At 72.2% G+C, this 14,270-nt stretch carries 11 protein-coding genes; 6 read left to right on the top strand and 5 right to left on the bottom strand.

Annotation, left to right across the window (positions count from 1 at the left end):
* The first annotated feature begins 33 nt into the window (after positions 1–33).
* A complete protein-coding gene (locus tag ACIRR8_RS11060) occupies positions 34–1,239 on the top strand; it encodes a cytochrome P450 (protein ID WP_404061930.1) in 1,206 nt (401 codons plus the stop codon).
* A 187-nt stretch (positions 1,240–1,426) separates the two neighbouring features.
* Here the strand turns inward: ACIRR8_RS11060 and ACIRR8_RS11065 are convergent, their stop codons facing one another.
* Positions 1,427–1,699: a DUF1876 domain-containing protein gene (locus ACIRR8_RS11065; RefSeq protein ID WP_404062571.1), complete on the bottom strand. Its 273-nt coding sequence runs from the start codon at positions 1,697–1,699 to the stop codon at positions 1,427–1,429.
* A gap of 53 nt (positions 1,700–1,752) precedes the next feature.
* Positions 1,753–2,634 (bottom strand): diacylglycerol kinase, encoded by an 882-nt coding sequence (locus ACIRR8_RS11070; protein WP_404061933.1) that lies wholly within the window; start codon positions 2,632–2,634, stop codon positions 1,753–1,755.
* Between the two features lie 186 nt (positions 2,635–2,820).
* Between ACIRR8_RS11070 and ACIRR8_RS11075 the strand changes: the two genes are divergently transcribed.
* Complete coding sequence (locus tag ACIRR8_RS11075; RefSeq protein ID WP_404061936.1) at positions 2,821–4,104, top strand: adenylosuccinate synthase; 1,284 nt, start codon at positions 2,821–2,823, stop codon at positions 4,102–4,104.
* Positions 4,105–4,172: 68 nt separating this feature from the next.
* On the opposite strand, the gene ACIRR8_RS11080 is transcribed toward ACIRR8_RS11075, so the two are convergent.
* Positions 4,173–5,702 carry a substrate-binding domain-containing protein gene (locus ACIRR8_RS11080; protein ID WP_404061939.1) on the bottom strand — a complete coding sequence of 510 codons (1,530 nt, stop codon included), beginning with the start codon at positions 5,700–5,702 and terminating at the stop codon, positions 4,173–4,175.
* 430 nt (positions 5,703–6,132) lie between these two features.
* Between ACIRR8_RS11080 and ACIRR8_RS11085 the strand changes: the two genes are divergently transcribed.
* From ACIRR8_RS11085 to ACIRR8_RS11095, 3 genes are all read left to right on the top strand, one after another.
* On the top strand, positions 6,133–7,020 hold the full coding sequence (locus ACIRR8_RS11085) for a glycoside hydrolase family 19 protein (RefSeq protein WP_404061941.1): 888 nt from the start codon (positions 6,133–6,135) through the stop codon (positions 7,018–7,020).
* Between the two features lie 304 nt (positions 7,021–7,324).
* Positions 7,325–7,945: an RNA polymerase sigma factor gene (locus tag ACIRR8_RS11090; RefSeq protein ID WP_404062574.1), complete on the top strand. Its 621-nt coding sequence runs from the start codon at positions 7,325–7,327 to the stop codon at positions 7,943–7,945.
* The gene (locus ACIRR8_RS11095; RefSeq protein WP_404061944.1) at positions 7,942–9,099 is read left to right on the top strand and encodes a CU044_5270 family protein; all 1,158 of its coding nucleotides are present in this window, start codon (positions 7,942–7,944) and stop codon (positions 9,097–9,099) included. Before ACIRR8_RS11090 ends, ACIRR8_RS11095 begins: the two co-directional genes overlap by 4 nt.
* Before the next feature lie 116 nt (positions 9,100–9,215).
* Here ACIRR8_RS11095 and dnaN read toward each other — a convergent pair whose 3' ends face one another.
* The gene (dnaN, locus tag ACIRR8_RS11100; RefSeq protein ID WP_404061946.1) at positions 9,216–10,346 is read right to left on the bottom strand and encodes a DNA polymerase III subunit beta; all 1,131 of its coding nucleotides are present in this window, start codon (positions 10,344–10,346) and stop codon (positions 9,216–9,218) included.
* A 322-nt stretch (positions 10,347–10,668) separates the two neighbouring features.
* Between dnaN and ACIRR8_RS11105 the strand changes: the two genes are divergently transcribed.
* Positions 10,669–12,288, top strand: a complete 1,620-nt coding sequence (locus ACIRR8_RS11105) for a helix-turn-helix domain-containing protein (protein ID WP_404062577.1) — start codon at positions 10,669–10,671, stop codon at positions 12,286–12,288.
* Here the strand turns inward: ACIRR8_RS11105 and ACIRR8_RS11110 are convergent.
* On the bottom strand, positions 12,278–14,251 hold the full coding sequence (locus ACIRR8_RS11110; protein WP_404061949.1) for a WD40 repeat domain-containing protein: 1,974 nt from the start codon (positions 14,249–14,251) through the stop codon (positions 12,278–12,280). The two genes, ACIRR8_RS11105 and ACIRR8_RS11110, sit on opposite strands and share 11 nt — an antisense overlap.
* Positions 14,252–14,270 lie beyond the last annotated feature (19 nt).

Here is a 14,270-nt window from a genome sequence, read left to right on the forward strand (position 1 = left end):
TGCGGTGGTGGCGGGCGCGGGTAGCGTCGGGTCATGCATGTGTCCTTCGACCCCTGGTCACCCGCGTTCGTCGCCGATCCCTACCCCGCTTACGCCGCCCTGCGGGCCGCCGGCCGGGCGCACTGGTTCGAGCCGACCGGGCAGTGGCTGATCCCGCACCACTCCGACGTGTCGGCCCTGCTGCGCGACCGGCGCCTGGGCCGTACGTATCTGCACCGCTTCACCCACGAGGAGTTCGGCCGCACGCCGCCGCCCGCCGCGCACGAGCCGTTCACCACGCTCAACGGGCAGGGGCTGCTCGACCTGGAGGCCCCCGACCATCCCCGGATCCGGCGGCTCGTCTCCAAGGCGTTCACCCCGCGTACGGTCGAGAACCTCATCCCGACCGTACGGCGGCTGGCGGCCGGGCTGGTCGACGCGTTCGTGGCCAAGGGCGGCGGGGACCTGCTGGCGGAGGTCGCCGAGCCGCTGCCGGTCGCGGTGATCGCGGAGATGCTGGGCGTGCCGGAGGAGGACCGGGGGCCGTTGCGGCCCTGGTCGGCGGCGATCTGCGGGATGTACGAGCTGAACCCGTCGGAGGAGACGGCGACGGCGGCCGTGCGGGCGTCGGAGGAGTTCTCGGCGTACCTGCGCGGGCTGATCGCCGAGCGGCGGACCGCCCCCGGCGACGACCTGATCTCGGCGCTCATCGCCGCCCACGACGAGGGCGAGCGGCTGACCGAGCAGGAGATGGTCTCCACGTGTGTGCTGCTGCTCAACGCGGGCCACGAGGCGACGGTGAACACCACGGTCAACGGGTGGCGGACGCTCTTCCACCACCCGGAGCAGCTGGCCGCGCTCCGGGCCGCGCCCGCGTCGCTGCCGACGGCTGTGGAGGAACTCCTGCGCTACGACACCCCGTTGCAGCTGTTCGAGCGGTGGGTGCTGGACGACATCGAGATCGACGGGCAGGTGATCGGGCGCGGTTCGGAGGTGGCGCTGCTGTTCGGGTCGGCCAACCGGGATGCGGAGCGGTTCGCGGACCCGGAGAGGCTGGACCTGACCCGGCCGGACAACCAGCATGTGTCGCTCGGCGCGGGCATCCACTACTGCCTCGGCGCTCCGCTGGCGCGGCTCGAACTGGCGGCATCCTTCGGGGAGTTGCTGCGGAAGGCGCCCGCGATGCGGATGGTGGCGGAGCCGGAGTGGCAGCCGGGCTATGTGATCCGGGGGGTGAAGGAGCTGGTGGTGGAGGTGTAGCGCGGCCTTCTCAGCAGGGGGAGCCAGGCCGCGGTGCCCGCGAGGGCGGTCGCGCAGCCGGTGGTGCCGGTGACGGCTTCCTGTCGGTCTCCATGTGCGGGGGGACGCGGTGGGGTGAGCGGGCGGTTCCAGTGCTCCAAGCCCCTCCGGCGAACGAGGAGCGGGGGTTCGGGGGCGGAGCCCCCGACTACGTCAGCGGGTACGACGTCCGGCCCGACGCCTCGTCGATCTCGTCGTGGGCCTTGGTCAGCAGCTTCATCGCCAGCTCGTTGAGCGCTCGCGCTCCCGCGATCTCCTCGCCCACCCGCTGCTGGTCCTCGTCCGAGGGGTGGCGGCTGGCGTAGCCGTGGGCGCGTACCTCGGTTCCGTCGGAGAGGCGGACCATCGCCGCCGCGCGGGTGCGGTGCGAGTCCTCCTCGAATTCGAGGTCGATGTGCCATCCGACAGTGACTCGGGGCATGGTGGTGGTGGTCATGACGGTCACCTCCGCGGCCGATTCCCGTACGTACCCCTCTAGCGTCCCCCCGTAGCCCCGTCCGCGCTCGCCGGGAGCGGCAGCATCAGGCCCCAGGCGCCCGCCCGTACGGTCCAGGTCCGGGTGCGGACCGGGCCGCCGGTCTGTATGTCGGCCCGGTAGCGGAAGTCCGCGCCGGAGACGGTGACGGCCTTGGCCTCCGCCGTGACGTCCTCGCCGGCGGAGGTGCGGACGACCACGTCGGCCAGGCCCCCGTCGCCCTGGGAGTGCACCGAGACCCCGCGCACCGGCGCGTCCAGGTCGCTCAGCAGCACCCCGTCCGCCTCGACCCGCAGCCGGTACGTCCCCGGGGGTGCGGTGGCCGCGCCCGGGGCCGCCGGGCGGACCAGGGACGTCACCAGTGAGCGGCAGGTGTCCCAGACGGCCGTGACGCCCGTGTGCGGGGTCCCCGTTCCGGGCACCGGCGTGGGGGCGGGGATGCAGAGCCGGCCGAGCACCACGCCGTCGCTGTCGTCCACCAGCAGGTCCAGGCGCCGCGCCACGCCGTCCAGCGCCGTCCGCGCGGCCGCCACCGCGCTCCGGGGCACACCGAGGGCGTGGGCCACCTCCAGGGCGTGCGCGGCGCCCACGGGGATCAGCGAGAGGACGCCCCGGGCCAGCTCGCGTTCCCGGTGGAGCTGGGCCACGGCACGCAGCAGCGCGTGGTCGTCGCCGACCACCACCGGGCGGCGCGAACCCCGCCGGGACAGGGCGCGGGCGAACTCCTCCGGGGTGTCCGGAAGGCAGATCTTGGCGTGCGAACCGGCGCTCAGCACGTCCTTCGCGATCCGGACGGACTCGCCGTCGGTCCGGCGGGCGGCCGGGTCGATGACCACCAGAAGCTGGTCGCCGCCGTCGCCGGGGGGCTCTGCAGCCGACACCTCGGTCCTTCCTCGGGTAGCATCTTGGTGCAAGAGCCCCTTGCGCTATTGCGCCAGGGGCTTCGTCTATTCCGGGGCACCCGGTTCGACGGCTCAGGCTTTGCCGTACATCGTCGTGCGGCAGGTACGACCTTTACGTACGCCCCCTGGCCTTGGACATGCCCCGCCCGGAAGGGGTGTACGCCTGTGCCCGCACTTGTGCTGCTCGGTGCTCAGTGGGGTGACGAGGGCAAGGGGAAGGCCACCGATCTCCTCGGTGGATCCGTGGACTATGTCGTGCGATACCAGGGCGGTAACAACGCCGGTCACACGGTCGTCGTGGGCGACCAGAAGTACGCACTGCATCTCCTCCCCTCCGGAATCCTGTCGCCGGGCTGTACCCCGGTCATCGGGAACGGTGTCGTGGTCGACCCGGCGGTCCTGCTCTCCGAGCTGAGCGGTCTGAACGAGCGAGGCGTCGACACGTCCAAGCTTCTGATCAGCGGCAACGCTCATTTGATCACTCCGTACAACGTCACGCTCGACAAGGTGACCGAGCGGTTCCTCGGGAAGCGCAAGATCGGCACGACGGGCCGGGGCATCGGCCCGACGTACGCCGACAAGATCAACCGGGTGGGGATCCGCGTCCAGGACCTCTACGACGAGTCGATCCTGGAGCAGAAGGTGGAGGCGGCCCTGGAGCAGAAGAACCAGCTCCTGGCCAAGGTCTTCAACCGCCGCGCGATCGAGGCCGGCAAGGTCGTCGAGGACATGCTCCAGTACGCGGAGCAGATCAAGCCGTTCGTCGCCGACACGACCCTGATCCTGAACGACGCCATCGACGAGGGCAAGGTCGTGCTCTTCGAGGGCGGCCAGGGCACCCTGCTCGACGTCGACCACGGCACGTACCCCTTCGTCACCTCGTCGAACCCGACGGCCGGCGGCGCCTGCACCGGTGCCGGTGTCGGCCCGACGAAGATCAGCCGTGTCATCGGCATCCTCAAGGCCTATACGACGCGTGTCGGCGCCGGTCCGTTCCCGACCGAGCTGCACGACGAGGACGGCGAGGCGCTGCGGCGCATCGGCGGCGAGCGCGGTGTCACCACCGGCCGTGACCGCCGCTGCGGCTGGTTCGACGCCCCGATCGCGCGGTACGCGACCCGGGTCAACGGCCTGACCGACTTCTTCCTCACCAAGCTGGACGTCCTCACCGGCTGGGAGCAGATCCCGGTCTGCGTGGCGTACGAGATCGACGGCAAGCGCGTCGAGGAACTCCCGTACAACCAGACCGACTTCCACCACGCGAAGCCGATCTACGAGAACCTGCCGGGCTGGTCCGAGGACATCACCCAGGCGCAGACCTTCGACGACCTGCCGAAGAACGCGCAGGCGTACGTGAAGGCGCTGGAGGAGATGTCGGGCGCGCCGATCTCCGCGATCGGCGTCGGCCCCGGCCGGACCGAGACGATCCAGATCAACTCGTTCCTGTAGGTAGGACAGCGGTATGCGCAGGGCCCCGGAGCCTCATCGGTCCGGGGCCCTGCCGCGTAGGCGGCCGCTCAGTCCTCGCCGCAGACCCGCAGTCCCTTCGGCGTCGCGCACGGCAGGTGGCCGTGGATGTGGATGACGTCCTGGCCGCGTCCCCGGCTCAGATAGCCGAGGAAGCTGGAGGCGAGGGAGTCGGCGGGCGGGCGGCCGTAGGTGTAGGCGTACTCGATCTCCCGGTACGGGTACGGGCTGGTGCCGATCGTGTCGACGGACGGGTGGACGCCGTCGATCGCGATGCGGTGGAGGCCGCGCGGCTCGCTGCCGGAGCGCAGTTCGCTGTAGCCGAGCGCGCCGTCCAGCCGGGCGACGGTGGCCAGGACCTGGTCGGTGCCGTCGAGTTCGCAGCGGGTCACCGGCGCGCGCGGGTCGTCCTTGGTGGCGCAGTCGCGGGAGGACTGGGCGGGTTCGTTGCGGTCCAGGACCCGGCGCTGGAACACCTCGCGGGTACCGGAGTTGGCGTCCCGGCTGACCAGCAGGATCTCCAGGTCCGGGCCGCCGAGCTCGCGCCAGTTGCGGATCTCGCCCGCGTAGATGCGGCGGATGTCGGCGAGGGCCAGGTCGCGTACCGGCACCCGGTCGTTCACGACCAGCGAGAACAGCGACACGGCGACGCGGGTCTCGCGCAGCTCCGGGTGGCCGGGCGGCTTCGGCCCGTCGGAGAGGGCCACCAGCGCGGGTGAGCCGCCCTTCCCGGCCCGCGCGCCCTCGTCCGACAGCTCGCGGATGCCGGAGTTGCTGCCGTGCGGGTCCACCTCGATCCGGGAGCCCTCGCACTCCTTCATGTACGTCGCGGCCAGCTCCCGTACGACCGGGGCGAAGGCGGTCGATCCCGTCACCCGGAGTTCGCCGCGTGCGCAGTCGAGCGGCGGCGGGGTGTCGTCCCGGACCAGGATGATCCCGGCGAGGGCCATGACGCAGACGGTCAGCGTCACGGTGATGAGCCGGGCGGCCCGGCCGAACAGCGGCGGCTTGTCGTCGGGGCGGGCGGCGCGGTTGACCGTCACCTCGCCGTCCCGGATGCCGCCGGTGATCCGGATCGGGCTGCCGACGTCCGCGCCGGTCAGCAACACCAGCAGCTTGAAGTGCTCGCCGCGGTTGAGCGGGGCGCGCGGCAGCCGGATCAGCGATCCGGTGTGCCGCATCCCGGCGGCCGGGGTGAAGTGCTCCATCAGGTGGGCGGCGCCGGGCGGCTGGGTGACGGCTATGCCGCGTACCGTACGCCCGGTGAACTCGGCGGTCAGGCCGTGCAGTTCGCGCCCGGTGTAGTCGCTGTCGACGATGGACTGCGAGCCGTCGTTCTCGATGCGCAGCAGGACGAGCGTGGCGTCGGACATGTCCGGGGTCTCGTTGAAGAGCCCGAGGCGTACGTTGGCCCGGCCCTGGCTCACGTCGCTGCCGATGGGCGTGTCCATCTGGACGCGGTAGCCGATGCGTTTGCGGCGCGGCACCCGGCGCTCGTACCAGAGCACGCCGACCGAGGCCAGGACGCCCAGCACGGCGGTGAGGACCGCCACGACGTTCTCGGCGCTGAACCACTCCACGGCTGCCCCCCGGTCCCCGTGCTCGCGCGCCTGGCCCCCGTGCCCGCGCGCGTCGGTGCGAGTCACCGTAGGCGGGCCGGAGGAGGAGCGGGAGGGGCGGACGGAAAGCGACGCCTGCTGTTCGCCCGCCGTTCAGGCCCGACCGCATGGCGTGCGGAACCGTCCCGCATGCTGGACGCGCCCGAATCCTTTACCTTCGGTTCCGGCCCTGTTCGCAGCGTGATCCGGATCGACCGGCTCCGGAATCAGAGCAGTTGAGCGCGTTGATGGCATCGTTGTCACCGGCGGCAAGCGGCCCCCGTGCGGCGCGCGGCATGGTCACGAAAGCTGGTCTAGACCTTGACAGGTCCAGACCATCGTCGCTTGAGTATCGGCACCCCCACGGCGGCGCACGGCCGGACGCCGCGCCGCGTCTAAGGAGTGTGTTCACGTGATCAAACGTGCCCTCAGCCTGCTGGTCGCGCTCGCCGCGGTCGTCGCGGCGTTCGTCGTGCTCCCCGCGGCAACCGCCCAGGCCGCCAACTGCTTCAGCGCCTGGAACTCCTCGTCCGTCTACACCGGCGGCCAGACCGCCTCCCACAACGGCCGCAACTACACCGCCAAGTGGTGGACCCAGAACGAGCGGCCGGGCTCCTCCGACGTCTGGACCGACAACGGCGCCTGCGGCACCGGTGGCGGTGACGGCCCGGGCCAGAGCAACGGGTTCGTCGTCAGCGAGGCCCAGTTCAACCAGATGTTCCCGAACCGGAACTCCTTCTACACCTACCAGGGCCTCACCGACGCCCTGAGCGCCTACCCGGCCTTCGCCAACAGCGGCAGCGACGAGATCAAGAAGCGCGAGGCGGCCGCCTTCCTCGCCAACGTCAGCCACGAGACCGGCGGGCTGGTGTACATCAAGGAAGTCAACGAGGCCAACTACCCCCACTACTGCGACGCCAGCCAGCCCTACGGCTGCCCGGCCGGCCAGTCCGCGTACTACGGCAAGGGCCCCATCCAGCTCAGCTGGAACTTCAACTACAAGGCCGCCGGTGACGCGCTCGGCATCGACCTGCTGAACAACCCCTACCTGGTCGAGCAGAACGCCTCCATCGCCTGGAAGACCGGTCTCTGGTACTGGAACACCCAGACCGGCCCCGGCACCATCACGGGCCACAACGCCATCGTCAACGGCCCCGGCTTCGGTGAGACGATCCGCTCCATCAACGGCGCCATCGAGTGCAACGGCGGCAACCCGGCGCAGGTCCAGAGCCGCATCGACAAGTTCACGCAGTTCACCCAGATCCTCGGCACCACCACCGGCTCGAACCTGAGCTGCTGATCCTCCGCGTGTGAACCACCCCGGTACGGGGGGTGCGTCCGGCTCCGGCCGGACGCACCCCCCGTTCCCGCGTTCCGGGCCGGTTGGCAGGATCGGGGTGCGCACGGGCATACGTCTCCTGTGACCCGGGCCACGGGAACCCGGTGGCCGCCGCGGAGAGGTACGGGGCGTGGAGCACAACGAACAGCCGGTCCGCCCGGCACCCCCGCCCGACGACGGCCGGGACGACAGCGAGGACCGTGACGGCCGCGACGACTGTGACGACCGTGACGGCCGGGACGACGACGCACGCGTACGGGAACGGATCCGCGCGGGCGACCGGGAGGCCTTCGGCGGTCTCTACGACCGCTACGCGAAGTCCGTCCACAGCCACGCCTGCCGCCTCACCGGCGACCTCTCCGCCGCCGAGGACGTGATGTCGGAGACCTTCCTCGCCGCCTGGCGCACCCGTGAGCAGATCGACCCGGAGGGCGGCTCGCTGCGGCCCTGGCTCCTCGGCATCGCCACCAACAAGGCGCGCAACCACCGGCGCGGCGTCGGCCGCAGGCTCGCCTTCCTGGCCCGGCAGCCGAAGCCGAAGGAGACCGAGGACTTCGCGGAGGCCTCCGCCGAGCGGCTGGACCACCAGCGCGAACTGGCCGCCGTACGAGCGGTCCTGGACCGCCTGCGGCAGCCCGAGCGCGAGGTGCTGGCGCTCTGTGTCTGGGCCGGGCTGGACTACGCGCAGGCGGCGGACGCGCTCGGCGTGCCCGTCGGCACCGTACGGTCGCGGCTCTCCCGGGCCCGTACGCGGCTGCGCGGACTGGCGGGCGAGCACCTGGAGCGGGATCGGATGGAGCCCGGGCGGGAACCCCGACGGGGCCGCGGAGAGGGAGGAGGCAGGGCGGCATTCGTCGTCCTGCCGGGCGAAGGGGGATCGCGATGACCGCGACGACGCGTGACGACGACGGCTGGACCGGCCGGACCGGCCGGATCGTTCGTACCGGCCGAAACGGTCACGACGGCCGCGACGGCCGGAGCAGCGGGAGCGACCGCGACGGCCGCAGCGGCGACGACCGCGCCGAGCTGGCGCGGCTGCTGCCGCCCACCACCGGATTCGACCTTCCGCCGGGCCGCCACGAGCACCACAGGGAACGCCTGATGAACCAGATCGACCACGACACCACCGCCGCCGCCTCCGGAAGGGACCGCGCTCCCGTCCGTCCGCGCCTCCTGCGCCCGTCCTTCCTCGCCCCGGTCACCGCCCTCGCGCTGGCCGGCGCGCTGGTGGCCGGTTACACCGCGCAGAGCGGTGGTGAGGGCTCCGTACGGGCGGGCGGCGGGACGTCGTCGGCCTCGGCGAGGGCCGGGGACGCGCAGCCGGTGGCGCTCGTGCTCGGCCGGATCTCGGACGCGGCGGCGAGGAGCGAGGTGGGCCCGGTCCGCGACGACCAGTTCGTCTACGTCCGCAGCCAGGTCCAGAACGGCGACCTCACCAGCGGCACGCTGGTGACGACCCCGCTGGCGGAGCGGGAGGACTGGTACTCGCAGAAGCCCGGCCCGCAGATGCAGCTCGGCCTCAGCCGCGAGGACGGTGAGACCCTGCCCATCAACGCCCAGCTCGGCGACACCGAGGGCACGGCGCCGGGCATCGGCCGGCCCACCTACCGCTGGCTGGCGGCCCTGCCGACCGACCCGCGGAAGCTGCTCGACCACATCACCGCGCTGACCCCGAAGCCGGAGGGCCAGGAGCACGCCCAGGCCGTGTTCGACGAGATCGGCCACATGGTCGGCTTCAAGATGATGCCGCCGGAGACGGCCGCCGCGCTCTACCAGGCCGCGGCCCTGATCCCCGGCGTCACCGAGGCCCCGGACGCGCTGGACGCGGTCGGCCGCAAGGGCGTCGGCATCGCCCGCGTGGACACCCGCAACTCCTGGCGCTCGGAGTGGGTCTTCGACCCGGAGACGCTGGTCTACCTGGGCTCGCGCAGCTTCCTGACCGCCGACACCGCGTACGGCAAGAAGGGTGCGCTGCTCAGCGCCGACGCCGTGGTCAAACGGGCCGTGGTGGACAAGGCGGGCGTACGGCCGCAGGACTAGGACGTACGGAAGCGGCGGGCCGGACTCCGTACGGGTCGTCCGGCCCGCCCCGGCCGCATGACGACGGCTCACGCCAACGCCGGCTCAAGCCAACGGCGCCCCACGGTAACGGCGCCTCACGCCGACTGCGGTTTCACCGACATCAGCAGGTGCCGGTGGGCCTCCGACTCCGGTCCCTCTCCGCCGCCCGTGATCAGGGCCCGCTGTCCCGCCCCCATCAGCAGCAGCCGCAGCGACGGCTCCTCGAACGAGGCCAAGGCGTCCGCCAGATAGCCGGGGTTGAACGCCACGGTGATCTCCCGGGCGCCTTCGAGCGTCGCCGGCAGCCGCTGGGACGCCACGTCGTCCTCGTAACCGGCTTGCAGATGTACGGAGTTGTCGACGGCCGAGAACGCCATCTGCACCGGGCTGTCGCCGTCGGCCACCACAGAGACCCGCTTGACGGCCTCCACCAGACGCGCCCGGTCCACCACCGCCACCGCCGGGCCCTCCATCGCGAAGAGCTTGTCGTGGCGCGGGAGCCGTCCTTCCAGCAGTCGCACGGTGGTCCGCATTCCCGCGTGCTCGAACCCCGCCGAACCGGCGTCCAGCGCCACACTCACCAGCCCGGACCGCCCGAGCGAGCGCGCGATCTCGGTCAACCGCCGGGCTGAGAGGAGCACATCGCCGCTCTCGCCCCCGGACTCGGCCGCCTTCCACGGCAGCGTCCGCACCACGAACCGGTACCGGTCGGTCGCCGCGAGCGTCATCGTCCCGGCCTCCGCGTCGAGCCCCAGCCGGATCCCGGTGAGCGCGGGCACGGTGTCGTCCCGCCCCGCCGCCACCGCCACATCCGCGACGGCCGACGCGAACGCGGCCGCCTCCACCGCGCCCCGCACCCGCGGCAGCGAGGGCAGCGCCGGGTAGTCGTCCAGCGGCAGCACGGAGAGCCCGAAGCGCGCGCCGTCCCCCGAGACGGTGAACCGCGATCCCTCCACCGCGCACTCCACCGGCCCCTCCGGCAGCACCTTGCAGATGTCGTTCAGGCGCCGCCCCATGACGAGCACCTTGCCGGGACGCACCACCTCGGCGGCCTCCACGTCGATGCGCGCGGACGCCTCGTAGTCGAGCCCGCTCACGCGCAGCCGCCCGTCCTCCGCGTCCAGCAGCAGCCCGCCGAGCACGGGAACGGGCGAGCGGACCGGCAGCACGCGGGCGGCCCAGGCGACGGCCTCGGTGAGGGCACTGCGTTCGATGCGGAACTCCACGGTGGGGCCTCTCTCACAAGTCGTCCGGTCAAGAAACGACGTTAGAGGCCACCACTGACAACCGGCCGGGACCCGAGACGAGGACCGGGGAGAGGAGACGCCCCGGCCCCGGCGGCAGCGACCACCCCCGTGAGCCGCTGCCGCCGGTACCGGAACACCACGTTCGGACCATAGACCGGTGGGTAGTGGCACGGGGAGGTTCAATGCGCCCAGTGGGGCGCGGGTGGGGGTAACACCCCGCACAGTGATGCGACACAGCGATGCACATCGATGATCGGGGGATCATGTGCGAGCACGTCAACGGGCCGACGACCTGCTGCGGATGCAGCGGCTGGCCAGGAACGGCGGGACGGCCGAGCTGCTGCGCTGGCTGGCGGGCCGCGCCGACGGCTGGGCCGGAATCGCGGGCTCCGACGGTACGTTGCTGAGCGCGTCCGGGACGGTGCCGATCAGCCCACCCCGCCCGGAGGCCCTGGGAGCCCCGGATGGCCGGAGAGCCTCAGCAGCCCCGAGAGCCCCGTACCCGTCGGGGGTGCCCGTCGCCCCCGACGTGACCGCTCTCGTAGCCGAAGGCGTACGCGCGCTGACCGAGCGCGGAGCCCTGGCGTACTCGCACGACACCGGCGCGCACACCACCCTGCTCTTCCCGCTCCCCGCGCCGCACACGGACGACCCGCAAAGCACCGCGCCCCTGCTCGCCGTGGTCACGCCCCGGCCCGTGGCCGCCGGGCTCGCCACGCTGCTGGCCGACGCGCTGATGCCGCTCGCGCTGTGCCGGGAGGCCGAGACGGTCGCGCGCAAGCGGCGGCGGGTGGAGCTGGCCGAGTCGCGCGGCCGGGAGGCGGTGCTGCACCTGCTGATGACGGGCCAGCTCTCCATCGCGCACCAGGTGGCCGGCGCGCTGCGTCCGCGCCTGCCCGACCCCGTACGAGTCTGTGTCGTGGAGTGTTCCGGTGGCAGCCGCGACGAGGTGGCGAGGGTCTGCGCGGAGGCGGACGGCGGCCGGTCCTGGATCGTGCGGTGCCCGGTCTACGCCCGCCACCTGATCCTGGTGATGCCGGCGGCGTACGAGGAGGCGGCGCCCACGGCGACCGACGAGACGGTGGCCGCGCTGGTGGCGGAGTGCGTGGTCGGGGTCAGCGAGCGGCTGCCGCTGGCCGACACGGCCACCGGCTACCGCCAGGCCTTCCACGCCCTGGCCGTGGCCCGCGAACTGCCCGGCCGGCACGTCCGGTTCGGCGCCGCACCGGAACCGGCGCTCGTCGTCGGCCCGGCCGGACGCCGGTGGGCCGAGGCCCTGCTCGCCCCGCTCCTGACGCATGCGCCGCGCCGGGCCCAGGACCCCGGGAGCCAGGAGCTCGCGGCCACCGCCGCCTCCTGGCTGGCGTTCGCCTCGCACGCGACCGACCACCTCAAGGTCCACCGCAACACGCTCGCCGCCCGCCTCAAGCTCATCGGCGAGCTGCTCGGCCTGGACCTCCACCGGCTGGCCGACCAGGCGGCGCTCGACCTGGCCCTCCGCATCCGCGCCACGCCGACCCCGGTCTGCACGCCGGAGACGGACGGCGGGGAAGCGCCCGGAAAGTGCGACGGCGGGGAAGCGCCCGGACACCGCGACGGCGAGAAGGCGTCCGGACAGCGCGACGGCGGGGCGGCGCACGACCTCGATGAGGTCCTGCGCCGCCCCGCCGTCCAGGAGTGGGCCGCCCGCCAGCTGGAGCCGGTGTCCGGGGCCGCCGAGGCGACCCTGCGCGCCTGGCTGGGCTGCGAAGGCCGCCTCGGCCCGACAGCCGCAGAACTCGGCATCTCCGTCCCCGGCGCCCGCAAGCGCCTCACCCGGCTGGAGACCGTGCTCCAACGCTCACTGCTCCGGCCCCCGAGCGCCCGCTACGACCTGTGGCTGGCGCTCAGAGCCCGCGAGACGGCGGCGGCTACTTCGTGAAGATGAAGTACTTCCAGGCCGAGTGCGTCGTGTAGTTGACGCTGTCACCGGAGGAGCCGTTGATGTACGAGGTGCGCACGCGCATCTTGTAGCCGGTCTCGTGCGGTCCCTCCAGCGTCACGACGGACTTGCCGCCGGAGCCGAGCGGGAAGTACTGCTGACCCGCGTCGTACCAGGTGCCCTGGTAGTTCAGCTGGAGGGTCAGCAGGTGGGCACGGCCCTTGTGGTAGGCCATGCTCGTGGTGAAGACGGGGTTCTTCTTCTTGCTGTAGTACGCGTAGGAGGTCTTCCCGATCTTCGCTGTCCTGTAGTGCTTGGACAGCTTCACGGAGGCGTTGACCTTGGCGTACGCGGTCGACTTCACGGTCCTCGGCGCGTACCGGGCGTCACCGGCGAACACGGCCGTGACCGTCGTGTCGCGCTTCATGTTGACGGTGACGGACAGGTTGCCCTTGGAGTTGACCTTCGCCTTCCTGACCAGCTTCTTCGGCTTGTCGGCGCCGAAGGGGTCGGCCCAGATCTCGACGACGCGGTTCTTGTACGTCTTGCCGAGGGTCGCGGTGAAGGAGACGTTCTTGTTGTACGCGTGGACCGACTTGTTCCGGTTCAGCTTCAGCGAGGTCGCGGCCCGGGAGACGGCGACGGAGGCGGACGCGGTGGACCTCGTGTGGGAGGCGTTGCCCGCGAACGACACCTTGTACGTCACCCTGCCACCGGCCGGCGGGGCGTCCTTGAAGGCGTACCTGCCCCTGGCGTCGACCTTGGCGGAACCGATCGCCCTGCCCTTGGGCGACTCCATGTCCGTCCGGACGACGGCCAGCTGCGTGCCCGCGGGCAGCGGCAGGCTCGCGCTGGTGCTGCCGCTGACCGTCAGGGCCTTGCCGCGGGTCGCCTTGGCCGGGGCGCTCGCCGTGGTGGTGGTGACGTACGAGCGGGGCGCCGTGAGAATCGTCATCGGCGTCGTCGGGCCGCTGTGGGTGTCGTGCAGGGCGAACAGCTTGCGGCCGTCGGGCGACCAGTGGAGGCCGCGCGCGGCGAGGCCGGTGGTGTCCTGCAGGTTGCGCGTGCTGCCGGCCTGGCCCGCGCCGCGCGTGTACACGTACAGGTCCGGGTCCTCGAACCAGTCGGCCGTGCCGGTCGCGACCGTACCGTCGGGCGCCACCGCGATGCTGGCGCCCTCCTTCGGGCCGCGGAAGACCCGCTGCTCCGCGAGGTCGCTGAGCCGGTACTCCGCGACGGACGGCCCGCGGCGGCCCGCCACGACGATGTTCTGGCCGTCAGGGGTGAAGTCGACGTCCGTGATGAAGCCGCCGGTGTTCTGGTGCACGCGGATGGCGGGAACGCCGGTGGTGATGTCGTACACCACGACCGGGCCGTTGCTGATCCCGCTGTCCACGGCGACGAGCGTGCCGGCGGCCAGCGGATCGGTGTGGAGCGTGGGCGGAGTCGACCAGTTGAAGTCCGCTCCCTGGTCGAGTGCCACCACCGGCTCGGCGCCGCTCAGGTCCACGGAGCCGAGAGCCGAGTCCCAGTTCTCGCCGTGCCCGAACCAGATCCGGCCGTCGGCGAAGGCGACCGTGGACGGCTTGGTGCCCTCCCCGGTCGGGTACTCGGCCGTCACCCGCAGCTCGGAGGCGTCGACGGCCACGATCTTGTCGGCATACGGCACGGCCGCGTACAGCGTGTTCGTGTCCGGGCTGAGGGCGAGGTCCGTCACGCCCGGCACGCCCGTGATGGTGGCGAGTGTCCGCCCGGTGAAGTCGGTGGCGACGATCTTGCCCGAGGAGCGGTCGCTGAGGAACAGCCGCTGGTTGACCCCGTCCAGTACGGAGTCCGACAGCCAGGTGACCGGAACCTGCACCCGGCTGTCGGCGGCCGCCGGGCTCGCCGTGCCGCCGACGAGCACCACGGAACTGAAGAGGACCGCGAACGCCGCCGCGGTCGAAATTCTGCGCGTACGCACAGTTACTGATACCCCCACG

The organism is Streptomyces sp. NPDC101178, assembly GCF_044767965.1.
GTDB lineage: Bacteria > Actinomycetota > Actinomycetes > Streptomycetales > Streptomycetaceae > Streptomyces.